The following is a 22,473-nucleotide window of genomic DNA, read 5'->3' as shown; positions in this document are numbered from 1 at the left end:
GGGATGCGAGTTCGTATGCGTACGGCCGTGGCGCTCGTGGGGGCGCTGGCACTGTCCCTGGCCACCGGCTGTGCGAAGGGCGGGGCTGCCGGGTCGGGCGGGAACACGGTGACGTACTGGCTGTGGGACGCCAACCAGATGCCTGCCTACCAGGCCTGTGCGAAGGGGTTCGAGAAGGAGAACCCGGGTCTGAAGGTGAAGATCACCCAGATGGGCTGGGCCGACTACTGGACCAAGCTCACCGCGAGCTTCATCGCGGGCACCGAACCGGACGTCTTCACCGACCACATCCAGAAGTTCGGGCAGTTCGCGGACCTGAACGTGCTCGAACCACTGGACGACTTGAACATCGACGACTCCGCCTACCAGGCCGGGCTCGCCGCCAACTGGACGGGCCAGGACGGCCACCGCTACGGCGCGCCCAAGGACTGGGACACCGTCGCCCTCTTCTACAACCAGAAGATGGTCAAGGAGGCCGGGCTCACCGCCGAGCAGCTCGACAACCTCGCCTGGAACCCGAAGGACGGCGGCACCTTCGAGGAGGCCATCGCGCACCTGACCGTCGACAGGAACGGCAAGCGCGGTGACGAGAAGGGCTTCGACAAGAACAACGTCAAGGTGTACGGGATGGCGACGGGCGGTGCGGGGGACGGCGACGGCCAGACCACCTGGAGCCCGTTCGTGGCCTCGGCGGGCTGGCACTACACGGACAAGGCGCGCTGGGGCACCAAGTACCAGTACGACAGCAAGACCTTCCAGTCGGTGGTCGACTGGTACTTCGGCCTGGCGAAGAAGGGTTACCTCGCGCCCTTCACCGACTACACCGAGGGCGCCAACCCGGCCAACGCCCAGGTCGCTTCCGGCAAGGCGGCCACGTCCTTCGACGGCGCCTGGATGATCTCCACCTACTACGGCACCAAGGGCCTCGACGTCGGCACCGCACCCACACCGGTCGGGCCGACCGGCAAGCGGGCCACCATGATGAACGGCCTCGCCGACTCCATCACCAAGAACGCCCGCAACAAGGAGGGCGCGAAGAAATGGGTGCGGTACCTGGCCTCGAACGAGTGCCAGAAGACCGTCGGCAGCTACGGCATCGTCTTCCCCGCCACTCCTGACGGCACCCGGGCGGCCGTTGCCGCGTACGAGAAGAAGGGCATCGACGTGTCCGCCTTCACCGAACCGGTCACCGACAAGAAGAACTCCGCCACCTTCTCCTTCCCGATCACCGACTACGCGGCGGACGTGTACGCCCTGATGCACCCCGCGATGCAGGACGTCTTCGCCAACGGCGCCCCGGTGAGCGACCTGACCAAGACCAACGACCAGATCAACCTCATCCTCGGCCAGTGAAAGGCACCCACTCCATGACGTTCTCCCTCGGCATCGTCGGCGCCGGCCAGTTCTCCGGCCAGTTCGCCACGCTGTTCCAGGCCCACCCCGGTGTCAGCGACGTGTACGTCACCGATCTGCTGCCCGAGCGGGCCGAGCAGCTCGCCGACGCGCAGGGACTGGCCGGCACCTTCCCGTCGTACGAGGCGATGCTGGAGTCGAAGGCCGTCGACGCGGTCGCGATCTTCACCCAGCGCTGGACCCACGGCCCGCTGGTGCTCCAGGGCCTGAACGCCGGCAAGCACGTCTACTCCGCGGTCCCCATGGCGATCACCACGGAGGAGATCGCGGCGATCATCGACGCGGTCAAGGCGACCGGCCTGACGTACATGATGGGTGAGACCAGCCAGTACAACCCGGCTACGGTGCACGCCCGCAACCAGATCGCCGAGGGCGCCTTCGGGCGGCTCTTCTACGCCGAGGGCGACTACGTCCACGACATGGACCTGGGGTTCTACGAGGCGTACCAGTACAGCGGCGGCGAGAACTGGAAAGCGACCGCCAGCTATCCCCCGCTGCTGTACCCGACGCATGCGGTGGGCGGCGTGCTCGGTGCCTGGCAGACGCACGCGGTGAGCGTGTCGGCGATCGGGGTCGTGGACGACCGGGGCGACGGCGTCTTCGACAAGTCCGTCAGCCAGTTCGGCAACGACGTGTCCAACGCGACCGCGCTGTTCGAGGTCGCCGGCGGCGGCTCGTTCCGTACGAACGAGTTCCGGCGGGTGGGCTACCCGTCCCACATACGGGAGTCCCGTTTCCGCTTCTTCGGCACCGAGGCGAGCATGGAGCAGCTCGCCACGGTGGCCCTGTGGCAGGACAAGAAGGGCGTGAAGGACATCAGCGAGCTGCTGGAGCCCAAGCCGACCATGGCTCCTGACGATCCGTCGCTCCAGCACATCGCGCCGGATCTGCGGGCCGCCTTCACCTCGGGTTCGGCGCCGGTGCACGACCGGTCGCGGCTGCCTCGGGAGTTCGACCACCTGCACAACGGCCACGAGGGCAGCCACCACTTCCTGGTGGACGACTTCGTGACCGCCGTCAACACCCGTTCCCTGCCGTCCGTGAACGCGTGGGTGGCGGCCCGTTACACCCTGCCGGGCATCGTCGCCCACGAGTCCGCGCGGCAGGGCGGGGTCAGGCTGGAGATCCCGGACTTCGGGGACGCCCCCGAGGCGTGACGTTCCTGCGTGAGCCGGGTGCCTGTGCTGCGTCAGGTGCCCGGCTTGCGGCCGTACACGAAGACGTCGTCGCCCTTCTTCAGCAGGGACCAGTACTTCTTGGCGTTGGTCTTGGTCATGTTGACGCAACCGTGCGAGCCCGGCGGGTTCCACATGCTGACGCCTACCGAGTGGAAGGCCTGGCCACCGTCGAAGAACTGGGCGTACGGCATCGGCACGTTGTAGATGCTCGACACGTGGTCGATGTGCCGCCAGTAGATCTTCTTCAGACCGGTGCGGGTCTCGTAGCCGTTGCGGCCGGTCCGGACCGGTACCGGGCCGAAGACCAGCTTGTCCCCGTCCTGCACCCAGCTCAGCTGGAGCGTGAGGTTCACGCAGGCGATGCGGCCCTTGTTGACGGGGCACTTGCCGTCCTTGTTGGGGTTGCTCCCGACGGCCTTCTGCTTGTTCATCAGGTCCATCACGCCCCAGGTGACGGGGCCCGCGTACCCGACGTTCGGGGTGATGCCGTGCTTGTTCTGGAAGGCCTGGATGGCCTTGCAGTCGGCGGCTGACTGCTTCCCGTCGACCGGTCGGCCGAGGAACTTCTCCACCTGCTTCTGATACGGCCCGGCCTGCGTCGTACAGCTCGCGGCCTGCGCCGGCGCGGCGCCGAGTGCCAGCGTGAGCGGTGCGACCAGTCCTGCGGTGATGCCGAGTGCGACGGCGCGCCGTCTGCGAATGTCCCCCATGGCCAGGCCTTTCCCCTTGTGGTCCGTGCGTTCTCTGCCAGCTAGACAGGTGCGCGGGGTCGGGGGTTGTGGACCTGCCGCGGCTGTGACCAAACGGTGAAGTTGTCCCTACGCTGCCGTTATGCATCGCGTACGCGCCGACGATCTCTCCCGGCTTCCGGAGCTCCTGCAGTCCGCCCGCGATCTCGCCGCCCGGGAGCCGGCCGGTCTGGCCGAGCGGCCGGTCGTGCGCCTGGACGACGCACCCGAGCGGGAGGACCTCCCGGCCGAGGGTGTCGGGGCCGGGGGTGCCCTCGAACGGTTCGCCGAGCGGTGGGCGCCGGGCTTCTCCGGCTCCGCCGGTCCGCGCTACCTCGGCTTCGTCACGGGCGGCACAACGCCGGCCGCGCTCGCCGGGGACTGGCTGACGAGCACGTACGACCAGAACGTGATCAACGCTGTCCGAGCTTCCAGCGCCGTCCGGTGACGTCGAGCGAGCCGAAGGTGTCGACGGCGTGGGCGACCGCCGCCTCCACCGCCGCACGGTCCGCCACGTCACAGGCGAACTCCCCTGCCGCCAGGCCCTGTTCGCACAGCGCCGCCGCGGTCTGCTCGGCAGCGGGCAGGTGCACGTCGGTGACCAGCACCCGCGCCCCTTCCTCGGCGAACCGGCGTGCGGTGGCGGCGCCGATGCCGCGGGCCGCGCCCGTGATGAGAACTCCGTACCCTGCGAAGCGTGTGGTGTTCGTCATGGGCCGAACCGTATTGCCGGGACGATCAACGCGGCAGATAGCGTGCGTCCATGTCCGCGTTCATTCAGCAACTCCCCGCGCTCATCGGCGTCGTCATCGGCGCGCTCGGTTCGTATCTGGTGGTCGTGCGGGGCGACCAGGTGAGGTTCCGGCGGGAGCAGGCGGCGCGTTGGGAGGAGCGGCGGCTCGCGGTGTACGCCGACTACGCGCAGTCGGTGAAGAAGACAGTCACGGTGACCTACCGGGTCGCTGCCGACCTCGGCAACGACCCGCACCCGGACCCCCTGACCCTCGATGAGGCCAAGCCGCTGCTGGCCGACGCGACCACCCGCCGGGATCCCTCGGGTGAAGCGCTGATCATGCTGGGCAGCACCGCGGTGGTGGACAAGGCGAGGGCCTGGGTCCTGACGGCGTTGGAGATGGAGCGGTTCGTGCGCGAGGGCAGGCAGGATCCGCCGGCCTGGCAGGCTCTGCTGGAGCGGCAGCGCGCCGGACGTGAGGGCTACTACGCGGCCGTACGGGACGACCTCGGCCTGCCGCCCGGCCACTCCGCGCGCTGGCCGATCCGCGCGGCCGATCCGGTGCCGCCTCAGCGGTAACCCGTCGTGTCCGCCGCCTTCCCGGCGTCCTGGACCTCGACGAGGTACCGCCAGGCGTCGGGGCGGCTGCCGTCGAGGTCCGTGAAGCCGTAGATCTGCGCGAGCTGCCCGCTGGAGAGGGACGCGCCGTTCCAGCGGGCGACGTCGGGATCGGCGGCGAGTGCGGCGACGGCGCGGCCCACGTAGCGCGGCGTCTCGGAGATGGCGAAGTGCGGGACCTGTTCGAGGGCGTCGCGCCAGTTGTCCTCCCGCACCCCGAAGCCCTCGAGCATCATCTCCGAGCGCAGCCAGCCCGGGGTCAGCGCGACGGCGGTGGCGCCGCGCGGTCCGAGTTCGTGGCCGAGGGCGAAGGCCATGCGCAGGACGGATGACTTGGCGAGGTCGTAGAAGAAGGAGTTGCGGTAGTGGTCGCCGTTGTAGTCGGCCGTGCCGTCGGTCATCTCGACCACGAGTCCGCCGGGATGGCGCAGGAGCAGGGGCAGGGCGTGGTGGTTGGTGATCGCGTGTGTCTCGACCGCGAGCCGCAGCAGCCGCAGCCCCTTGTCGAGGTCGTGCTCCCAGATCGGGCTGTCCCAGGCGAAGAGCTTCTCGCCGCCCCAGATGTCGTTGACGAGAACGTCGAGGCGGCCCTGTTCGTCCGCGATGCGGTCGACGAGGGTGCGGACCTGCGCCGGGTCGAGGTGGTCGGTGGGTACGGCGACGCCGTGGCCGCCGCTCTCGGTGACCAGGTCGGCGGTGTCCTCGATCGTCTCGGGGCGGTCGTACTCCGAGCGCCGGGCGCGCGTGCTGCGTCCCGTCACGTAGACGGTGGCGCCGGCCGCCCCCAGCTCCACGGCGATGCCCCGTCCGGCTCCCCGTGTCGCCCCGGCGACCAGCGCGACCTTGTCCTTCAACGGCTGTGCCATGTCCGGCCTCCCGACCCTGTACGAGCGATGTCGCTATCGAGGGTGCCGGGTAAGCCGGACATCTTCTGTCGTCTTTTTACTGGCCCTGCTGAGGGGTCACCCGGCCGGGCGCAGCCGCGCGTCGAGTGCGTCGTAGGTCGGCAGGAACCAGATGTGGCCGCCGTTGTTGGTCTCGTGGACGAAGTCGCGCAGGGCCGTGCTCTCGGCGATGTGGTGGGAGATGTCGCCGACCACGGCGAGGCGCACCCGGTAGTTCACGAACTTCTGCATGACCGCGCCCGCGACGCCCGACCGCAGCCGGAAGAACGCGTCGGCGACCCGCTCGACCGGCACCGCGACCAGCTCGGCATCCTGGCCGAAGGCGTCACCGAGCAGATCGAGCGCCGCGCTCTCGCTGTCGAGGGGCGGGCCGTCGGGAGCGCAGCGCAGGACGCGTACGTCATGCAGGGTCACGAGCGTGTTGGTGGTCATGGGACGTGATCGTACGGTCGGCTCTCGCCCCCGACCATGGGTTTTCCCGCCCGCCGACCGTGGTTTCCGGCCCCCTGAGCATTTCCTCGGGCCTCAGTGGCCGCGGTCGATCCACTCCTGGAGGTGGGGCATCTCCGCGCCGATGGTGGTCGTGTCGCCGTGGCCGGTCAGGACCTTGGTCTCGGGCGGAAGGGCGAGCAGGCGGCTGCGGATCGAGTCGATGATCGTGGGGAAGTGGGAGTAGGAGCGGCCGGTGGCGCCGGGGCCGCCCTGGAAGAGGGTGTCGCCGGTGAAGACGACGCCCAGGCCGGGGTCGTGCAGGCAGACCGCGCCCGGCGCATGGCCCGGGGTGTGCATGACCGTCAGGTCGGCGCCCGCCGCCTCGATGATCTGGCCGTCCACGAGGTGGGCGTCGGGGTCGCGGTCCGGGTGGGTCTGCTTCCACAGCGGCAGGTCGTCGGGGTGGAGCCAGATCGTGGCGCCGGTGCGGTCGGCCAGGGCGGGCGCGGCGTCGATGTGGTCGTTGTGGGCGTGGGTGCACACGATCGCGGTGAGGCGCCGGTCGCCGACGGCCTCGGCGATGGCGTCGGCGTCATGGGCGGCGTCGATGACGATCACCTCGTGGTCGTCGCCGACGATCCACACATTGTTCTCGACGTCCCAGGTGCCGCCGTCGAGCGTGAACTGCCCGGAGGTGACGAGGCGTTCGATGCGGGCGGCCATCACAGCATCACCACCGAGCGCAGCACGTCGCCGTGGTGCATCCGCTCGAACGCCTTCTCCACCTCGTCCAGTTGGATGGTCTCGGTGACGAAGGCCGCCAGGTCCAGGCGGCCTTGCAGATGCAGGTCGATCAGCATCGGGAAGTCGCGGGAGGGCAGGCAGTCGCCGTACCAGGAGGACTTCAGCGCGCCGCCGCGGCCGAAGACGTCCAGCAGCAGCAGCTCCAGCTTCATCTCCGGGGTCGGTACGCCGACGAGGACGACCGTGCCGGCGAGGTCGCGGGCGTAGAAGGCCTGCTTGTACGTCTCCGGGCGGCCGACCGCCTCGATGACGACGTCCGCGCCGAAGCCGCCGGTCAGCTCGCGGATCGCCTCGACCGGGTCGGTCTCGCGCGAGTTGACGGTGTGGGTGGCGCCCATCGTGCGGGCCTTGTCCAGCTTGCGGTCGTCGATGTCCACGGCGATGATCTTCGCCGCCCCCGCCAGGTTCGATCCGGCGATCGCCGCGTCCCCGACGCCGCCGCAGCCGATCACCGCGACCGTGTCGCCCCGGCCGACGTTGCCGGTGTTGATCGCGGCACCGATCCCGGCCATCACTCCGCAGCCCAGCAGACCGGCGACCTGCGGGGCCACCGCCGCGTCGACCTTGGTGCACTGTCCGGCCGCGACCAGCGTCTTCTCCGCGAAGGCGCCGATACCGAGCGCCGGGGAGAGTTCCTGACCGGTCGAGGCCAGGGTCATTTTCTGCGTCGCGTTGTGGGTGTCGAAGCAGTACCAGGGCCGCCCGCGCAGACAGGCCCGGCAGTTTCCGCACACCGCACGCCAGTTGAGGATCACGAAGTCACCGGGCGCCACGTCCGTGACGCCGTCGCCGACCGCCTCCACCACGCCGGCCGCCTCGTGGCCCAGCAGGAAGGGGAAGTCGTCGCTGATGCCGCCCTGTTTGTAGTGCAGGTCGGTGTGACAGACCCCGCAGGCCTGCACCTGGACGACGGCTTCTCCCGGCCCCGGGTCCGGCACGACGATCGTCTCCACGCGCACGGCCTCGTCCTTGCCCGGTGCGATCACGCCCCGTACTTCCTGCGCCATGGTGCTGCACCCTTCGCTCGGCGGCTCTGCGTCCACTGGTGACCCTAGACGTGACTGATCAGTAAAGGCACGGAGCCAGGGCGTTCACATCTGCTTCCGGCCACCTCTCAAAAATACCCCCCGGGGTACCCTGCTACTGTGGTCCATATACCCCCGGGGGTAATTCCCTGCCGGGGGAGTTCACAGGCTTCACCAGGAGAGGAGTGCTGCCGTGTACTTCGTCGACACCATCGAGGTGCCGGGACTGGGCAACCGCGGCTATCTGGCGGGCGGTGCGCACAGCGCCGCGGTGGTCGATCCGCCCAGGGACATCGACCGGGTGATCGCAGCCGCCGCGCGGCGGGGCGTGCGCATCACCCACGTCGTGGAGACCCACGTCCACAACGACTACGTGACCGGCGGCCTGGAACTGGCCCGGATCACCGGCGCCGCCTATCTCGTGCCGGCGGCCGCACGGGTCGGGTACGAGCGGGTGCCGGTCGCCGACGGGGACCGTACGGAGATCGACGACGGCCTGGTGCTGCGCGCCCTGGCCACTCCCGGGCACACCCCGCACCACACCTCGTACGTCCTGGAGGAGGTTGCGCAGGAGAACGCTCGCGCGGTGGCCGTCTTCACCGGCGGTTCCCTGCTCATCGGCACGGTCGGGCGGCCCGACCTGGTCGAACCGGGGCTGACGGGGCGGCTGGCGCGGGCGCAGTACGACTCCGCGCACCGGCTGGCCGACGAGCTGCCGGACGAGACGGCGGTCCTGCCGACGCACGGCTTCGGCAGCTTCTGCTCCGCCACGCAGGCCGCGGGTGGGGCGGTGACGACGATCGGGCGTGAGCGCGCCGTGAACGAGGCCCTGGTGAAGGACGTCGACGCATTCGTCGCCGACCTGCTCGCCGGGCTGGACGACATCCCCGCGTACTACGTGCACATGGGTCCGGCGAACGCACAGGGCCCGGCCCCGGTGGACCTGACCCCGCCCCGCACGGCCGACGCCGAGGAGATCGCGGCACGGCTGGCCGCCGGGGAGTGGGTGGTGGATCTGCGCAACCGGGTCGCCTTCGCCGAAGGGCATGTCGCCGGGTCGCTCAACTTCGCGGCCGAGGGGCAGCTCGCCACCTATCTGGCCTGGCTGCTGCCGTGGGGCAAGCCGGTCACCCTGCTCGCCGAGACGCCGGCCGAACTGGCCGACGCCCAGCGGGAACTCGTCCGGGTCGGCATCGACCGACCGGCCGCGGCCGCGACCGGCTCCCCCGCCGACTGGATACGGCACGGCGAGTGGCCGCGCTCGTTCCCGCGCGGCACCTTCGCCGAACTGGCCGCAGCCCAATCGGCCGCTGCCCAACTGGCGCCACAGGACGGCCTCGTGGTCCTGGACGTGCGGCGCGCATCCGAGCGCGACGCCGGCTGGATCAGCGGCTCGGTGCACATTCCGCTGCACCAACTGCGCGACCGTCTCCCGGAGATACCGGACGGCACCGTGTGGGTGCACTGCGCCGGCGGTATGCGGGCCGCCATCGCCGCCTCGCTGCTCGACGCGGCGGGACGCGACGTCGTCGCCGTCGACGACGGGTTCGCCGCGGCACGCGACGCCGGGCTCCCCATGGCCCGCATCACTGCGGCCGAGGCCGAAGTGCGGGCAGGCTCGGACGCCGTCCTCCTGGACGTCCGCGAGCCCGACGAGTGGGCCACGGGGCACGCCCCGGGCGCCGTACTCGCGCCGCTCTCCTCGCTCACGGCCGGGGAACTGCTGCCGGAGGCCGCGCAGGGCCGTCCGGTCGTCGCGATCTGCCGCTCCGGGAAGCGCTCACGCGAGGCCGCGGCCCTGCTCACGGCACGCGGCGGCACGGACGTCGTGGACGTCGTCGGCGGCATGCGGGCCTGGGTCGAGGCGGGGCTTCCCGTGGTGGCGGAGCCGGGGGCGTGTACCCCCGGCCGGCCCCGGTGAGCGCCCTCGTCCTCGGTCTGCTCGCCGGCGGCGTCACCGGGCTCGCGCTAGGGGCGCTGGGGGGTGGCGGCAGTGTGCTGGCCGTGCCCGCGCTGATGTACCTGCTCGGCTTCACGCCCGCCGCGGCGGCCACCGCGAGCCTGGTCGTCGTCGCCGTCACCTCCGCCACCGCGCTCGCCGCGCACGCCCGCGACGGCACGGTGCGCTGGCGCGCCGGAGCGCTGTTCGCCGGGGCGGGCCTGCTGCCGGCGGCGGTCGGCGGTGCGGTGTCCGGGCGGCTGCCTCCCGGCCTGCTCACCGGGGCGTTCGCGGTGATCGCCGCGCTCGCCGCGCTGCGCATGCTCCGGCCGTCGGCCACCGTACGGCACCACGATGTGCCGGTGCGTCCTGGTCAGGTCGTCCGGGCCGGAGCGGGGCTCGGTGCGGTGACCGGGGTGCTCGGCGTGGGCGGCGGCTTCCTTGCCGTACCGGCGCTGGTGAACGTGGTGGGGCTGCGCATGCGGGCCGCCGTCGGCACCAGTCTGCTGGTCATCTCCGTCAACTCGGTGGTCGCGCTGGCGGCCCGGGCCGGCTCGGCCGTGAGCCTCGACTGGACCACTGTCGGACCGTTCGCCGCGGCCGCGATACTCGGCGCTTGGGACGGCAAGCGTCTCGCCGGGAAGGTCTCGGGCGGCACGCTTCAGCGGATCTTCGCCCACGTCCTGCTGGCGGTGGCCGTGTTCATGCTGGCCGACGCCGTCGTCTGACGACCGGGCGTACGGCAACAGCCATGCCGGCCCGGGTGCCCCCGTGGCAACCGGGCCCGCCCCCTACGCCAGCGACAGGAACAGCTTCTCCAGCCGCGCCTTCATCTGCTCCGTCGTCTCGCCGTTGCTCCGGCCCTTCTCGGCGTCGGTGAGGCATTGCTGCAGCCCGGTCGCGATGATCGCGAAGCCGGCCCGGTCGAGGGCGCGGGAGGCGGCGGCCAGCTGGGTGACGACGTCCTCGCAGTCACGGCCCTCCTCGATCATCTTGATCACACCGGAGATCTGCCCCTGCGCCCGGCGCAGCCGGTTCAGCACGGACTTGAGGTCATCGCCCTCGAACTGCAGCTCCACGATCACTCCCCTACTACCCCACCACATACCCTTGGGGGTATTTTACCTCCTCCTCGGAAAGGATCTCATTTCCCATGACCGCACCCCACGGCCCCCTCGCCCTCGACATCGACGAGGCCCGCTCCCGCCTGCCCGGCCTGACCGTCATCGACGTCCGCACGCCGGGCGAGTACGCCACGGGTCATGTGCCCGACGCCCTGAACATCCCCCTGGACCGGCTCGAGAGCGCCCTGTCGGCCCTGCGCCGACTCCCCGACGAGCAGCTCCTGGTGGTGTGCGCCTCCGGGGCACGCTCGGAGAACGCCTGCCGGGTCCTCGCCGAGCACGGCATTCGGGCCATGACGTTGACGGGCGGCACCCAGGGCTGGGCGCAGCGCGGGCACGAACTGCACCGGCCGACGGGGAGTTCGCGCGCCACCTGGTCCATGGAGCGCCAGGTCCGTTTCACGGCGGGCACGGTCGTCCTGGCCGGTCTCGGTCTCGGGCTCCTGCACCCGGCCTGGCAGTTGCTGTCCGCCGGCATCGCAGGCGGCCTCGTCTTCTCGGCGCTCACCAACACCTGCGGCATGGCCGTACTGCTGTCGAAGCTGCCACACAACCGCCCGCGCCCCGCGGACCTCGAGGCAAGCCTGACCACGCTCGGTCGGCGTGGGGAGGCGCCGGTCATCTGAGGAAGTCCCGGACGGCCCGGGCGAGGACGTCCTCGTCCAGGCCGTCCGCGCCGCCCAGGGGCAGCAGCCGGTGCGGTACGTGCACCAGGGTCTCGGCGACGTGCCGGGCCGAGAGGCCGGGCAGTCCGGGCTCGACGAGCACGACGTCCGCGTGGTCGGCGGCCAGCACGGCCGTCCGCAGGCCGACCTCGTCGAAGGGTCGGACGGTGGCCGCGTAGAGCACGGCCAGGTCGAGGCCGGCCGTGGCGCGCAGTACGGGGTCGAGGGCGGCGCCGACCGCGAGGACGACGCCGTCGAACCCTTCCCGGACGAGTTCGAAGCCCTCTGTCGGGCAGCGCGGTTCGGCGTTGGACCCTCCGGAGAGATGTACGTACGCGCGCTCGCCGCGCCGCACGGCGCGCCCGATCGCATGGCGTACCTCGTCCGGATGGCCGGGGACGTGGACGCTCCAGCGCGGGTCGCCGGCGAACCGGGCGAGTTCCTCCACGGCGCGGTAGCCGACGAGGACGGTGCCGCGTCCGGCGGGCCCGTCGGGGCGGGTGGTGAGCAGGGATTCGGCGACGGCCTGCAGCATGTCGGGGTGCACGGCGAGTCCTCCTGGGGACGGGTTCCTGCGACGCGTCATGAATTCGTTGAGAAACAATGCGACGGCCACTCACATGACCCTGGATTCCCCGAAATTACTTCTTCCAACGAGGCCCGCTTGAACTTTTAACAAGCCCACAGGAATGTGGCAGTCTCTTTGCCCGGTCCGGGCTTTCCGCTGGGTGTTCCCACAGGCCGTGCCGCGTAACTTGGCAGTGGTCTTTCCCGTACCCGAAGCGGAAGGGGACATCACGCCATGGTCGAGCACGCAACGTCTCCCACGGTCCGTCCGTTCGTCCATCTGATCGCGGGGCCGACCTGGGTCGGCAAGAGCGCCGCGGCCACCGAGCCGGCCCGGGTGACCGGCGCCCCGATCGTCGTCGCCGACCGCGTGCAGTGCTTCACCGACCTCGCCACGACGAGCGCCCGCGCGGGGGCCGACGTGCCGGGCGTGCGCCGACACTGGCTCGGGGACCGGACGTTCGCCGACGGGGACCTGTCCGCGACGGAGGCCGCGGACGCGCTCGTCGAGCTGGTGGAGCGGCTCGCCGCCCGACACCGGCTGGTGATCATCGAGGGCGGCTCGATCTCGCTGTTGCGGGTGCTGTGCGCCCGTGGACCGCAGCTCGCCTGGCGAGCGACGGTCCGTCTCCTTCCGCTGCCCGCGTACGACGTGTACCTCGCGAACCTCACCCGCCGGGCCCACGCGATGCTCACGCCGGGCGTCTGCGGCCCGGGGCTGCTCCAGGAGTTGGCCGTGCTCTGGCACGATCCGCGGCAGCGGCGACTGGCCGCGTCCGTCAACGGATTCGAGGCCGTGCTCGAATGCTGCGCGAAGTACTCATACGATGCGACGGCCATCGACAAACAGGAAATTCCCGAACACATCCTGCACCGGATCGCCGCTCTCATCGCCGAGCGGCATGCGGAACACGGAATTCTCCAACATCGCGTGTTCGCCGAAATCTTCTCGAACTCCACGAGAGCCCCCGCATTCGACTTGGACACCCTGGAGCGTGTGGCGTGACGGGCGCGTCCGGGATGAAGTCCAGGGTGAAGTCCAGGGTGAAGTCCGAAGCGAAAGAGGCCTGCACCGATTTCCGCCATATCGTCGGCTCCAGTCCGCTCGGCGTCCTCACGGCCCGCTCCGCCGCCGACGTGCAGGAACTCATCTCCTTCGCCGGGCCGCACGGGCTGCCGGTCTCCGCGCGCGGCGCAGGTGCGCTGTGCGCCGGCGGAGCGGACGCTGACCGCCGGGGCCGGCGCGCTGTGGCGTGACGTCGTACGGGCCGCGTTCGCCGCGGGGCTCACACCACCGGTGCTGCCCGACCACCTGGGCGGCAGCGTCGGCGGGCTGCTGAGCACCGGCGGTTTCGGCGGCTCCAGCCATCGGTACGGTCCGGTGGCCGACTGGGTACGGGAGTTGGAGGTCGTCACCGGCACCGGTGAGCGGCTGGTCTGCGCCCCCGACCGGCGTCCGGAGCTCTTCCGCGCGGTCCTGGCGGGGCTCGGCCAGTGCGCCCTCATCGTCCGCGCCACGCTCGCCCTGGTGCCCGCGCCGACCCATGTGCGCCGTTACCGCCTCTATCACGACGCCCCGGGCACCTACCTCACCGATCAGCGGCGCCTGGCCCGCGACAGCCGCTTCAGCCATGTGGCGGGGCAGGCACGGCCGGCGCTCGGCGGGCGCTGGCGCTGGCGCTACATGATCGAGGCGGAGGTGCCGCACGACGGCGGACCGCCCGCCGACGACGAGCTGTCGATCGGCGGCCTGGACCACCACCGGGACACCGAGGAGATCGCGGACCTGTCGTTCGCCGAGTATGTGCACCGCCTGGACCGCGACGAGCGGCTGCTGCGCGCCACGGGCGAGTGGGACCGCCCGCACCCCTGGCTCACCCTGCTGCTGCCGGAGGAGACCGCGGGCTCGTTCGTCCCGGACGTGCTCGCCGAGGGCGCCCAGCAGGGCCTGCGCTTCTGCGGCACGGTCCGGCTGCGCCCCCTGACGGGCCGCACGCTCCACGCCCCGCTGCTGCGCAGGCCCGCGGGCGAACTCCTCTGCCTGCTCGCCCTGATGCGCACGGCACCGCCCGCCGCCCCGGACGTCGTACGGCGTCTGGTCGCCGCCAACCGGGCGCTGTACGAGCGGGCCAGGGCCGTCGGCGGCGTGCTCCACCCGATCGGCGCGCTGCCGATGTCGCCCGGGGACTGGCGCGCCCACTTCGGCCCCGTCTGGCCCGATCTCGTCCGCGCCAAGGACCTGCACGACCCGCACTACATCCTGACCGGGGGGGTACGGCCTGTGGACATGACCGCGGTGACCGTCTTGTGCGGTGCCTCCCCCGGCCACAGCCCCGGCCATCTGCGCACCGCCGCCGAACTCGGCCGCGCGCTGGCCGGGTCGGGCCTGCGGCTGGTCTACGGCGGTGCGCGCACCGGTCTCATGGGGGCGGTCGCGGACGGGGCGCCGGCCGCCGGCGGGGCGGTGACCGGAGTCGTTCCGCGCCTGATGCTGCCGTACGAGATCACTCACACGGGCTGGGCACGGCGGAGGAGCTGCTGGAAGTGCTGTCCTGGGCGCAGCTGCAGATCCACCGCAAACCGCGTCTCCTCCTCGACCCGTCCGGTTTCTACCGCCCTTTGCTGTCCTTCCTGGAACACGCGCGGGACGAGGGCTTCCTGCATCCCGGGGACCTGGAGCGGATCGTCGTGTGTGCGTCGGTCGAGGAGGTGGTGGCTCCACGCCGCGTCCTCGGTGTTCGCCGACGTGCTCGACGAGGTGTGCGCGCTGCTCGATCCCTACGTCGAAGTGCCATTGCGGGACGTGATGTTCGCCGAGGCCGGGACGCCCACGGCCGCTCTGCTCGACCGGATCGCGTTCGGGTATCCGGCGGTCTTCGCGCTGCAGATCGCGCAGTACCGGCTGCTGGAGAGCCAAGGGGTGCGCCCGGACGTGTTGTTCGGGTACTCGGCCGGGCACATGGCCGCCGCGCACACGGCGGGGGTGCTCTCGCTGCCGGACGCCTGTCGCGCGGTCGGCACGCCGGCACGGCTCGCGGGCGCGCTGCCGAAGACGGGGTTCATGGCGGCCGTGGAGGCGTCCCCCGGGGAGCTGAACCCGGGGCCGGGGGCGGTGATCGCGGCGGTCAACGGGCCACGGTCGGTGGTCGTGTCGGGAGACCGTGCGGCGGTGCGGCGGATCTGTGCGGAGTGGGCGGCGCGAGGTCGCCGTACGCATCCGCTCCGCCTGGACGTGGCACCCCACTCCCCCCATTTCGACGCCCTGCTGGACGACTACCGCCGCGCACTGGAGTCGCTCGACCTGCGCGCCTCGCGCCTGCCGGCCGCACCGCGACGGCGTGACGGTCTGCGTCGAGCTCGGGCCCGGTGACGTCCTGACCGGCATGCTGGAGGACTGCCTGCCCGACGGCGCGCGGCGGCCCCTGGCGGTCGCCGTGGCACGAAACTGGCAGGCTCCGCGGGCGGGAGCCGACGTAGCCTGAAGGCTCCGTACGACTCCTGAGGAGCCCCGTGAGCATCGCAGCGACCGATACCGCCCCGCCCACCTGGCGGCTGCTTCTGGGCTACGTACGCCCGCACCGGTGGGCCCTGCTGGCGGGCGCCGTGCTCTCGCTGGTCACGGGGGCCACCGGGCTGCTGCTGCCGCTGGTGGCGCGGGAGCTGATCGACGACCTCTCCCACGACCGGACCATCACCGGCGCGCTGCTGATCATGTCCGGGCTGGTGGTCGCCAACGCCGGGGTGGGCGCGCTGGGTTCGTATGTGCTGCGGCGCACCGCCGAGTCGGTGGTGCTCGGCGCGCGGCGCGCCCTGTCGTCGTATCTGCTGCGGCTGCGCATCACCGCCGTGGACCGCAGTGAGCCGGGCGATCTGATGGCCCGCATCACCTCGGACACGACGCTGCTGCGCGAGGTCACGACCGACTCGCTGGTGGGACTCGGCACCGGAGGGCTGACGCTGCTGGCGACGGTGGCGATGATGGGCCTGGTGGATCCGGTGCTGCTCGCGGTCACGCTCGCCGTGGTCCTGGGCGCCGGGACGATCCTCGGTGTGATCGTGCCGCGCATCAACCGGGCCAGTCGGCAGGCGCAGGACGCGGTCGGGGTGATGGGGGCCTCGCTGGAGCGGATCCTCGGCGCGCTGCGCACGGTGAAGGCGTCGGGCGCCGAGCACCGGGAGGAACGGACGCTGCACGAGGCCGCCGAGGAGTCGTGGCGGCAGAGCGTGCGGGCCGCCAAGTGGTCGGCGGCGGCGGGCAACACGGCCGGACTCTCCATGCAGATCGCCTTCATCACGGTGCTCGCGGTGGGCGGGGCACGGGTGGCGACCGGGGCGATCGACGTCGGCACGCTGGTCGCCTTCCTGCTGTACGTCTTCTATCTGATGTCGCCGATCCAGCAGGTGGTCGGTGCGATCACGCAGTACCAGACGGGCTCGGCGGCGCTCGCCCGCATCCAGGAGGCGCTGCGGCTGCCCGCCGAACCGGCCGCCGCGCCCACGCCGTTGCCCACCGCCGGGGCGGAGCCGGCCGCGGTCGCGTTCGAGGACGTGCGCTTCCGGTACGCCGACGATCTGCCGTACGTCCACCACGGGGTGACGTTCGCCGTGCCGGCCCAGGGCATGACGGCCTTCGTCGGCCCGTCCGGGGCGGGCAAGACGACCGTGTTCTCCCTCATCGAGCGGTTCTACGACCCCGAGGGCGGGACCATCACGCTCGACGGGCGGGACCTCGCCGACTGGGAGCTGCCCCAACTGCGTTCCGCGATCGGCTATGTGGAGCAGGACGCCCCGGTGTTGTCCGGCTCGCTGCGGGACAACCTGCTGCTGGGCAACCCGGACGCGGACGACGACGCCCTCGCGCGCGTGCTGAAGACGACGCGCCTCGACGGCCTGGTCTCCCGGCTGCCCGCCGGTCTCGACACGCTCGTCGGTCACCGGGGCACCAAGCTCTCCGGCGGCGAACGCCAGCGCGTGGCCATCGCCCGCGCCCTGCTGCGCCGCCCCCGCCTGCTGCTCCTCGACGAGGCCACCTCGCAACTCGACGCGGTGAACGAGGCGGCGCTGCGCGACACCGTCGCCGACGTCGCCCGTACGACCACGGTTCTGGTCGTCGCGCACCGGCTGTCCACGGTGACGATGGCCGACCGGATCGTGGTGATGGACGCGGGCCGGGTGCGCGCGGTGGGTACCCACCGGGAACTCGTGGCGGCCGATCCGCTCTACGCGGAGCTCGCGGCGACGCAGTTCCTGGCGACGGCCGGCTGAGCCGCTTTCAGCCCTGCAGACCGCTTTCAGCCCTGCAGTCGGCGCAGCCGTTCCGCGTCGCAGGTGCGGGGGCAGGTGGCGCACGCCTCGTCGGGGCGGATCGTGTAGAACATGCAGCAGCCGGTACGGGTGCGCGTCGGGTGCCGGTGCCCGTCCTCGGTCGTCAGGTGGCGGAAGTCGGCGCCCGCCGGGTACGGGGCCAGGCTCTTCGGCAGCAGTTCGGTGGCCGCCCGTACGGCGTCGTCCTCGCGGCCGAGGGTCCGGCCGAGGTACCAGATGCCGGAGACCAGGTCGTCGGCGACCATGCCCCACAAGGCGCGTGAGCCACGTCGTGCGGTGGGGCCGATCGCGGTCAGGAGCGGCTCCATGTGCTCGGCGACCGCGCCCCTCAACTCGGCGCGCAACGCCTCTTCATGAGGAACCGTCACCACTCCCGGGAGCGCCCCGGCAGGGTCGTCGGCCAGGCAGGTCAGATCGACGCCGGGAACGAGCGTGAACTCGGCCGTGGCGAGGTCCAGCCACAGGTCCTCGGGCCGGATCCGGGGCACCCGGTGCTCCAGGTACCAGGCCCCGCTCATCAACAGCGAGACGGACCAGGCGTAGTCGTGCAGCGCGCGCGAGGCGGCGACGTGCCGGCGCGGCACCGTCCCGTGGCGCTCCTGGATACGGGCCGCCTCGGCCTCGACGAAGGCGTTCAGCAAGGACTGGTCCTTCGTCAGCTCCGCCGCGCTCACCCCCGCCGGGGCCCGCTCGGTGCCGGGCTCCGCGACGCGCACGGACAGGACTTCGCACATGTCCGCCAGGCGCCCGTAGACGTCACCGAGCGTGCGCGCGACGGCGCCGACCGGCGGGGTCTTCAGGGCCACGGGCATCGGCGCTCCTGTGAGAGGTTTCAACGGAAGCCAGCTAGGCAAGGCTTACCTTACATCCATGATCACATGAAAACTGCCAGGAAGGGCAAGGCGCAACGATCATCTATTGCGCATGTCACAGCGGACTCACAGTGGCTTGAAATCTAAAGGAAGGCTAACCTAATCTCACCGCTTGTGACTGCGACCCAACAGGGCGCACCCCCCACAGGTGTGTCCTTCCGTGCCCTGAGGCACATACCGCTCTTCCTCATCGGCATCGGAGCCCTGGCCCTCTGCACCGCCCTGAGTCTCGCCCTCGGCGCCCGTTCGGTGCCCCTGTCCACAGTGACGGACGCGCTGTTCGGCGACGCCCATGGACGCGACGCCCTCGTGGTGACCGGGCTGCGCCTGCCGCGCACCGTCATCGGGCTCGCCGTCGGAGCCGCTCTCGGGGTCGCCGGAGCCGTCGCCCAGGGCATCACCCGCAACCCGCTCGCCTCGCCGACCACGCTCGGCATCAACGCGGGCGCCGGCTTCGCAGTCGTCGTCGCCATCTTCGCGCTGAAGCTCAACAGCCCTGCCCAGTACGTGTGGTTCGCGTTCGCCGGAGCGGCCGGCGCCGCCCTGTTCGCACAGGCCCTCGCCCGCCGCGCCGGAGACATCGACCCCGTACGGCTGGCATTGGGCGGCACCGTGCTCCAACTCGTGCTGCTGTCCTGGACGTCGGCGGTGATGCTGATGAACCAGCGCACGCTGGACGAGGCACGCTTCTGGCTGGCCGGATCGCTGTCCGGCCGCACCCTCGACGTGCTCTGGCCGGTGCTGCCCACCCTGGTGCTCGGGCTGGTGGTGGCTCTGGCCGTCTCCCCCGCCCTCAACGCCCTTGCCCTGGGCGACGATTCGGCCCAGGCGCTCGGCGTTCCGGTGGCCCGGATCCGCCTGGCCGGCGGCATCGCGGTCGTCCTGCTCGCCGGGTCGGCGGTGGCGGTGGCCGGTCCCCTCGCCTTCATCGGACTCGCCGCGCCCCATCTCGTACGGCCGCTGCTCGGCGGCGACCACCGGGTGCTGGTGCCCGGCTGTCTGATCGCGGGGCCCCTGCTGCTGCTCGCGGCCGATGTGCTCGGCCGGATGGTGATCCGCCCCTCGGAGTTGGAGGTCGGCATCGTGACGGCGTTCCTGGGTGCGCCGCTGCTGGCGCTGCTGGCGCGGAGGGTGGCCCGATGAGCGCCGCGGTCGTGTCCGTGCGGACGAAGCCCGCCTCCCGTGCCCGGGTCCGGCGCCGCGTCCTGGCGTTCGCCACGACCGGCCTGGCCCTCCTGTTCGTGCTGCTCACCGTCTCCCTGACGACGGGTGAGATTCCGATGCCCGCCGGCACCGCGCTGCGTGCGCTGGTCGGGCTCGGGGATCCGGGGGACGTGCTGGTGGTGCAGCAGTTCCGGGCGCCCCGGTCGGTCGCGGCGATCGTCGCCGGTGCCGGGCTGGGCGCGGCGGGCCTGGTGCTGCAGCGCCTGTTCCGCAATCCGCTCGCGTCACCCGATGTCATGGGCGTGACCGGCGGCGCGTCGCTGGGCGCGGTCGCGCTGATCGCGGCCGGGGCCTCGCAGGCGCTGATCCCCGTCGGGGCACTGGGCGGTGGGCTGCTCGCCGCGCTGCTGCTCGGCGTGTTCGCCTGGCGTTCCGGGCTCGCGGTCACCCGGCTGGTGCTCACCGGGCTCGCCGTGCAGGCGGGTCTGGCCGCCGCGGTGAACCTGATGGTCGTGCGCTTCCCGGCCGAGCTCGCCGGCTCGGCGCTGCAGTGGATCACCGGCTCGGTGTACGGGCGGACCTGGACGGAGGTGTGGGAGGCAAGCGCCGCCATGGTGCTCGCGTTCGCCACCGCACTCGTGATGCATCGCAGGCTCGCTGTGCTCGACCTCGGCGACGACTCGGCGGGCGCGCTCGGCCTCCGTACGTCCTCGGCTCGGCTCCAACTGCTCTTCATTGCCGTCGCGTTGGCGTCGCTGGCCGCCGCGCTCGCCGGGCCCGTGACCTTCGTGGCGCTCGCCGTGCCGCACATCGTGCGGTTCGTCACCGGGCCGCCGACCGCCGCCTCGCTGGCGCTGGCCGGACTCACCGGGGCGGTGCTGCTGCTCGCCTCCGACCTGGTGGTACAGCACCTGCTGCCGATCGAGGGGCTGCCGGTCGGCGCGGTCACCGCCACGCTCGGCGCGCCCTGGCTGCTGGTGCTGATGCTGCGCCAGAGCTCGCCCGTCCACAGGAGTCACGGATGACCGGCGTACGCAACGAACTCCCCACCGGTCCGCAGGAGCCGCACATGACCACGTCCAACCAGCTCTCCACGCAGGGCCTCGATCTGCGCTACGGCGACCGGGTCGTGGTCGGCGGCCTCGACCTGACCCTGCCCGGAGGTGCGGTCACCGCGATCGTCGGCCCCAACGCCTGTGGGAAGTCGACCCTGTTGAGGGGCCTGAGCCGGCTGCTCGCCCCGGCCGCCGGCACCGTCACACTCGACGGTGCCGACATCCACGGCATGTCCGCGCGGACACTGGCCCGCCGGATGGGTCTGCTCCCGCAGCAGCCGGTGACGCCGGAGGCGATCACGGTGGAGGCGCTGGTCCGCCTGGGCCGTTATCCGCACCAGCGGCTGCTCAGCCCCTGGTCGGCCGCCGACCAGAAGGCCGTCGAGGAGGCCCTGGAGCGCACCGGCACCGCCGCCCTGCGCGACCACCCCGTGGACCAGCTCTCGGGCGGTCAGCGGCAACGCGCCTGGATCGCATTGGCGTTGGCGCAGGACACCGAGCTGCTCCTGCTCGACGAACCGACCACCTTCCTCGATCTGCGGCACCAGCTCGACGTCCTCGACCTGGTCGCCGCCCTGCACGCCGAGGCGGGCCGCACCGTGGTGATGGTGCTGCACGACCTCGGTCAGGCCGCCCGTTACGCGGACCACATGGTGGTCCTCAAGGACGGCCGTCTCGCCGCCGCCGGCGCACCGGCCGACGTCCTCGACGCGGAGCTGGTCAAGTCCGTGTTCGAGGTCGACTGCCGGGTGATTCCCGACCCGGAGACCGGCACCCCGCTGGTCATCCCCAAGAGCAGCGTGGTGCGGCATATCGCCGCGACCGCCTGATCAGTCCCCACTCACAGAAAGACCCCATTGTTCATGCGCTCTCCCCTGCGCGGAATCGGCCGGCTCATCGCCGTGCTGCTCTCCGTCCTGCTCGGCACGGCCGTTCTGGCCGCCTGTGGCAGCGAGGACTCCTCCGACAAGACCGACACGGCCAAGGCCGCGGGCGACAGTTCCGCGTTCCCGCGCACGCTCAAGACCGTGATGGGCGACGTGAAGATCCCGACCCAGCCGAAGCGGGTCGTCGTGCTCGACACCGGTGAGCTGGACGACGTCACCCTGCTCGGCATCGACCCGGTCGGCGCGGTCGCCCCGCACTTCAAGACCGAGGGCGGTTTCCCGACGTACCTGGACGGCGAGCTCAAGAACACCGTCGACGTCGGCCCGCTCCTGGAGCCGAACCTGGAGAAGATCGCCTCGCTGAAGCCCGAGCTGATCCTGTCGTCCAAGGTCCGGCACGAGAAGGTCTACGACAAGCTCAGCGCCATCGCCCCGACCGTCTTCACCGAGACCACCGGCGGTGTCTGGAAGGAGAACCTCAAGGTCCACGCCGAGGCGCTGGGTCTGGAGACTGAGGCCGCGGCCAAGCTGAAGGCGTACGAGACGCAGGCCAAGGCGCTCGGTGCGGCCATCAAGAAGAAGGACGGCGGCAAGATGCCGACCGTGTCCGTGGTCCGCTTCATCGCCGGTCCGACCCGCCTGTACCAGACCAACTCCTACAGCGGTGTCGTCCTGAACGACATCGGCTTCCAGCGGCCCAAGTCGCAGATCTCCAGCGACCCCGAGGTCACGATGAAGGACGTCAGCCCCGAGGAGATCGACCAGGCCGACGCCGACCTGATCTTCGTCACGGCCGCCGACGCCGAGGACAAGACGCAGAAGAAGCAGGTCGTCTCCAACCCGGTGTGGAAGGACCTCCCGGCCGTGAAGGACGGCAAGGTCTTCGAGGTGCCGGACGAGACGTGGATGTCCGGCATCGGCGTCCAGGCCGCCGAGGAGATGCTCAAGGACGTGGCGAAGGCCACCGGCGTGGAGCTCCCGGCGAAGTAACCGCCGCTGTTCACGGGGGCGGGCCGCTCGCCCGGACCGGACCGGCCCG

24 protein-coding genes and 3 pseudogenes are annotated in these 22,473 nt (G+C 71.5%); 18 read left to right on the top strand and 9 right to left on the bottom strand.

The window, feature by feature from the left end:
- The first annotated feature begins 3 nt into the window (after window positions 1-3).
- Window positions 4-1,353: an ABC transporter substrate-binding protein gene (locus tag ADL12_RS46040; RefSeq protein ID WP_208614763.1), complete on the top strand. Its 1,350-nt coding sequence runs from the start codon at window positions 4-6 to the stop codon at window positions 1,351-1,353.
- Window positions 1,354-1,367: 14 nt separating this feature from the next.
- The gene (locus ADL12_RS46035) at window positions 1,368-2,570 is read left to right on the top strand and encodes a Gfo/Idh/MocA family protein (protein WP_062714783.1); all 1,203 of its coding nucleotides are present in this window, start codon (window positions 1,368-1,370) and stop codon (window positions 2,568-2,570) included.
- Window positions 2,571-2,602: 32 nt separating this feature from the next.
- Here ADL12_RS46035 and ADL12_RS46030 read toward each other — a convergent pair whose 3' ends face one another.
- Window positions 2,603-3,301 (bottom strand): L,D-transpeptidase family protein, encoded by a 699-nt coding sequence (locus ADL12_RS46030; protein WP_062714781.1) that lies wholly within the window; start codon window positions 3,299-3,301, stop codon window positions 2,603-2,605.
- A 121-nt stretch (window positions 3,302-3,422) separates the two neighbouring features.
- Between ADL12_RS46030 and ADL12_RS46025 the strand changes: the two genes are divergently transcribed.
- Window positions 3,423-3,767, top strand: coding sequence for a hypothetical protein (locus tag ADL12_RS46025; protein ID WP_062714779.1), 345 nt, complete (start codon window positions 3,423-3,425; stop codon window positions 3,765-3,767).
- Here the strand turns inward: ADL12_RS46025 and ADL12_RS46020 are convergent.
- Window positions 3,733-4,032: an SDR family NAD(P)-dependent oxidoreductase gene (locus ADL12_RS46020; RefSeq protein ID WP_062714777.1), complete on the bottom strand. Its 300-nt coding sequence runs from the start codon at window positions 4,030-4,032 to the stop codon at window positions 3,733-3,735. The two genes, ADL12_RS46025 and ADL12_RS46020, sit on opposite strands and share 35 nt — an antisense overlap.
- A 50-nt stretch (window positions 4,033-4,082) precedes the next feature.
- Between ADL12_RS46020 and ADL12_RS46015 the strand changes: the two genes are divergently transcribed.
- Window positions 4,083-4,631: a hypothetical protein gene (locus tag ADL12_RS46015; protein WP_062714775.1), complete on the top strand. Its 549-nt coding sequence runs from the start codon at window positions 4,083-4,085 to the stop codon at window positions 4,629-4,631.
- Here the strand turns inward: ADL12_RS46015 and ADL12_RS46010 are convergent.
- The 4 genes from ADL12_RS46010 to ADL12_RS45995 all read right to left on the bottom strand — a co-directional run bounded on the left by ADL12_RS46010 (window position 4,622) and on the right by ADL12_RS45995 (window position 7,818).
- Window positions 4,622-5,536, bottom strand: coding sequence for an SDR family oxidoreductase (locus ADL12_RS46010; RefSeq protein ID WP_062714773.1), 915 nt, complete (start codon window positions 5,534-5,536; stop codon window positions 4,622-4,624). The two genes, ADL12_RS46015 and ADL12_RS46010, sit on opposite strands and share 10 nt — an antisense overlap.
- A gap of 96 nt (window positions 5,537-5,632) precedes the next feature.
- On the bottom strand, window positions 5,633-6,007 hold the full coding sequence (locus ADL12_RS46005) for a DUF4180 domain-containing protein (protein WP_062714771.1): 375 nt from the start codon (window positions 6,005-6,007) through the stop codon (window positions 5,633-5,635).
- A gap of 93 nt (window positions 6,008-6,100) precedes the next feature.
- Window positions 6,101-6,730: an MBL fold metallo-hydrolase gene (locus ADL12_RS46000; RefSeq protein WP_062714769.1), complete on the bottom strand. Its 630-nt coding sequence runs from the start codon at window positions 6,728-6,730 to the stop codon at window positions 6,101-6,103.
- Entirely contained in the window at window positions 6,730-7,818 is a 1,089-nt protein-coding gene (locus ADL12_RS45995; protein WP_062714768.1) for an S-(hydroxymethyl)mycothiol dehydrogenase, read from the bottom strand. The genes ADL12_RS46000 and ADL12_RS45995 overlap by 1 nt, the downstream gene beginning before the upstream one ends.
- Before the next feature lie 211 nt (window positions 7,819-8,029).
- Between ADL12_RS45995 and ADL12_RS45990 the strand changes: the two are divergent.
- The 3 genes and pseudogenes from ADL12_RS45990 to ADL12_RS45985 all read left to right on the top strand — a co-directional run.
- Window positions 8,030-9,415: pseudogene (locus ADL12_RS45990) on the top strand (MBL fold metallo-hydrolase); the annotation flags it as partial.
- Window positions 9,413-9,757, top strand: coding sequence for a rhodanese-like domain-containing protein (locus ADL12_RS58225; protein ID WP_341846413.1), 345 nt, complete (start codon window positions 9,413-9,415; stop codon window positions 9,755-9,757). The pseudogene ADL12_RS45990 and the gene ADL12_RS58225, both read left to right, overlap by 3 nt.
- A complete protein-coding gene (locus tag ADL12_RS45985) occupies window positions 9,754-10,503 on the top strand; it encodes a sulfite exporter TauE/SafE family protein (protein ID WP_062714949.1) in 750 nt (249 codons plus the stop codon). The genes ADL12_RS58225 and ADL12_RS45985 overlap by 4 nt, the downstream gene beginning before the upstream one ends.
- Before the next feature lie 63 nt (window positions 10,504-10,566).
- Here ADL12_RS45985 and ADL12_RS45980 read toward each other — a convergent pair whose 3' ends face one another.
- Window positions 10,567-10,854, bottom strand: a complete 288-nt coding sequence (locus tag ADL12_RS45980) for a metal-sensitive transcriptional regulator (RefSeq protein WP_030051803.1) — start codon at window positions 10,852-10,854, stop codon at window positions 10,567-10,569.
- A 74-nt stretch (window positions 10,855-10,928) separates the two neighbouring features.
- Between ADL12_RS45980 and ADL12_RS45975 the strand changes: the two genes are divergently transcribed.
- On the top strand, window positions 10,929-11,525 hold the full coding sequence (locus ADL12_RS45975; protein WP_062714763.1) for a rhodanese-like domain-containing protein: 597 nt from the start codon (window positions 10,929-10,931) through the stop codon (window positions 11,523-11,525).
- Here ADL12_RS45975 and ADL12_RS45970 read toward each other — a convergent pair.
- Entirely contained in the window at window positions 11,518-12,111 is a 594-nt protein-coding gene (locus ADL12_RS45970) for a transketolase (RefSeq protein ID WP_107120206.1), read from the bottom strand. The two genes, ADL12_RS45975 and ADL12_RS45970, sit on opposite strands and share 8 nt — an antisense overlap.
- Window positions 12,112-12,366: 255 nt before the next feature.
- On the opposite strand from ADL12_RS45970, the gene ADL12_RS45965 reads away from it, so the two are divergent.
- The 6 genes and pseudogenes from ADL12_RS45965 (at window position 12,367) to ADL12_RS45950 (ending at window position 17,396) form a co-directional block, all read left to right on the top strand.
- On the top strand, window positions 12,367-13,137 hold the full coding sequence (locus ADL12_RS45965) for an isopentenyl transferase family protein (RefSeq protein ID WP_062714761.1): 771 nt from the start codon (window positions 12,367-12,369) through the stop codon (window positions 13,135-13,137).
- Window positions 13,134-13,388, top strand: coding sequence for a hypothetical protein (locus ADL12_RS57525; RefSeq protein ID WP_244188289.1), 255 nt, complete (start codon window positions 13,134-13,136; stop codon window positions 13,386-13,388). Before ADL12_RS45965 ends, ADL12_RS57525 begins: the two co-directional genes overlap by 4 nt.
- A pseudogene (locus ADL12_RS45960) lies at window positions 13,330-14,556 on the top strand (FAD-binding protein); the annotation flags it as partial. The gene ADL12_RS57525 and the pseudogene ADL12_RS45960, both read left to right, overlap by 59 nt.
- Window positions 14,439-14,786, top strand: a pseudogene (locus ADL12_RS58220) (LOG family protein); the annotation flags it as partial. The pseudogenes ADL12_RS45960 and ADL12_RS58220, both read left to right, overlap by 118 nt.
- Window positions 14,787-14,823: 37 nt before the next feature.
- Window positions 14,824-15,501: an acyltransferase domain-containing protein gene (locus tag ADL12_RS57515; RefSeq protein ID WP_244188294.1), complete on the top strand. Its 678-nt coding sequence runs from the start codon at window positions 14,824-14,826 to the stop codon at window positions 15,499-15,501.
- A gap of 140 nt (window positions 15,502-15,641) precedes the next feature.
- Window positions 15,642-17,396: an ABC transporter ATP-binding protein gene (locus ADL12_RS45950; RefSeq protein ID WP_062714757.1), complete on the top strand. Its 1,755-nt coding sequence runs from the start codon at window positions 15,642-15,644 to the stop codon at window positions 17,394-17,396.
- A gap of 26 nt (window positions 17,397-17,422) precedes the next feature.
- Here ADL12_RS45950 and ADL12_RS45945 read toward each other — a convergent pair whose 3' ends face one another.
- Window positions 17,423-18,268: a (2Fe-2S)-binding protein gene (locus ADL12_RS45945; RefSeq protein ID WP_062714756.1), complete on the bottom strand. Its 846-nt coding sequence runs from the start codon at window positions 18,266-18,268 to the stop codon at window positions 17,423-17,425.
- A 210-nt stretch (window positions 18,269-18,478) separates the two neighbouring features.
- Between ADL12_RS45945 and ADL12_RS45940 the strand changes: the two genes are divergently transcribed.
- The 4 genes from ADL12_RS45940 to ADL12_RS45925 are packed head-to-tail and all read left to right on the top strand — an operon-like array spanning window position 18,479 to window position 22,424.
- Window positions 18,479-19,471 (top strand): FecCD family ABC transporter permease, encoded by a 993-nt coding sequence (locus ADL12_RS45940; RefSeq protein ID WP_062714754.1) that lies wholly within the window; start codon window positions 18,479-18,481, stop codon window positions 19,469-19,471.
- Window positions 19,468-20,517 (top strand): FecCD family ABC transporter permease, encoded by a 1,050-nt coding sequence (locus tag ADL12_RS45935; protein WP_062714753.1) that lies wholly within the window; start codon window positions 19,468-19,470, stop codon window positions 20,515-20,517. Before ADL12_RS45940 ends, ADL12_RS45935 begins: the two co-directional genes overlap by 4 nt.
- 44 nt (window positions 20,518-20,561) lie before the next feature.
- Window positions 20,562-21,377 carry an ABC transporter ATP-binding protein gene (locus tag ADL12_RS45930; RefSeq protein WP_062714946.1) on the top strand — a complete coding sequence of 272 codons (816 nt, stop codon included), beginning with the start codon at window positions 20,562-20,564 and terminating at the stop codon, window positions 21,375-21,377.
- Window positions 21,378-21,410: 33 nt separating this feature from the next.
- The gene (locus ADL12_RS45925) at window positions 21,411-22,424 is read left to right on the top strand and encodes an ABC transporter substrate-binding protein (protein ID WP_062714944.1); all 1,014 of its coding nucleotides are present in this window, start codon (window positions 21,411-21,413) and stop codon (window positions 22,422-22,424) included.
- Window positions 22,425-22,473: the final 49 nt, after the last annotated feature.

It is taken from the genome of Streptomyces regalis, from assembly GCF_001509475.1.
GTDB classification, from domain to species: domain Bacteria; phylum Actinomycetota; class Actinomycetes; order Streptomycetales; family Streptomycetaceae; genus Streptomyces; species Streptomyces regalis.
The sequence above is the reverse complement of the archived record's forward strand: the minus strand, read 5'-3'. Positions and strand labels throughout refer to the sequence as shown.

Coding starts and splice junctions, on each gene's coding strand:
- ADL12_RS46040 (WP_208614763.1), top strand. CDS start 4: ATGCGAGTTCGTATGCGTACGGCCGTGGCGCTCGTGGGGGCGCTGGCA.
- ADL12_RS46035 (WP_062714783.1), top strand. CDS start 1,368: ATGACGTTCTCCCTCGGCATCGTCGGCGCCGGCCAGTTCTCCGGCCAG.
- ADL12_RS46030 (WP_062714781.1), bottom strand. CDS start 3,301: ATGGGGGACATTCGCAGACGGCGCGCCGTCGCACTCGGCATCACCGCA.
- ADL12_RS46025 (WP_062714779.1), top strand. CDS start 3,423: ATGCATCGCGTACGCGCCGACGATCTCTCCCGGCTTCCGGAGCTCCTG.
- ADL12_RS46020 (WP_062714777.1), bottom strand. CDS start 4,032: ATGACGAACACCACACGCTTCGCAGGGTACGGAGTTCTCATCACGGGC.
- ADL12_RS46015 (WP_062714775.1), top strand. CDS start 4,083: ATGTCCGCGTTCATTCAGCAACTCCCCGCGCTCATCGGCGTCGTCATC.
- ADL12_RS46010 (WP_062714773.1), bottom strand. CDS start 5,536: ATGGCACAGCCGTTGAAGGACAAGGTCGCGCTGGTCGCCGGGGCGACA.
- ADL12_RS46005 (WP_062714771.1), bottom strand. CDS start 6,007: ATGACCACCAACACGCTCGTGACCCTGCATGACGTACGCGTCCTGCGC.
- ADL12_RS46000 (WP_062714769.1), bottom strand. CDS start 6,730: ATGGCCGCCCGCATCGAACGCCTCGTCACCTCCGGGCAGTTCACGCTC.
- ADL12_RS45995 (WP_062714768.1), bottom strand. CDS start 7,818: ATGGCGCAGGAAGTACGGGGCGTGATCGCACCGGGCAAGGACGAGGCC.
- ADL12_RS58225 (WP_341846413.1), top strand. CDS start 9,413: ATGGCCCGCATCACTGCGGCCGAGGCCGAAGTGCGGGCAGGCTCGGAC.
- ADL12_RS45975 (WP_062714763.1), top strand. CDS start 10,929: ATGACCGCACCCCACGGCCCCCTCGCCCTCGACATCGACGAGGCCCGC.
- ADL12_RS45965 (WP_062714761.1), top strand. CDS start 12,367: ATGGTCGAGCACGCAACGTCTCCCACGGTCCGTCCGTTCGTCCATCTG.
- ADL12_RS45945 (WP_062714756.1), bottom strand. CDS start 18,268: ATGCCCGTGGCCCTGAAGACCCCGCCGGTCGGCGCCGTCGCGCGCACG.
- ADL12_RS45935 (WP_062714753.1), top strand. CDS start 19,468: ATGAGCGCCGCGGTCGTGTCCGTGCGGACGAAGCCCGCCTCCCGTGCC.
- ADL12_RS45930 (WP_062714946.1), top strand. CDS start 20,562: ATGACCACGTCCAACCAGCTCTCCACGCAGGGCCTCGATCTGCGCTAC.
- ADL12_RS45925 (WP_062714944.1), top strand. CDS start 21,411: ATGCGCTCTCCCCTGCGCGGAATCGGCCGGCTCATCGCCGTGCTGCTC.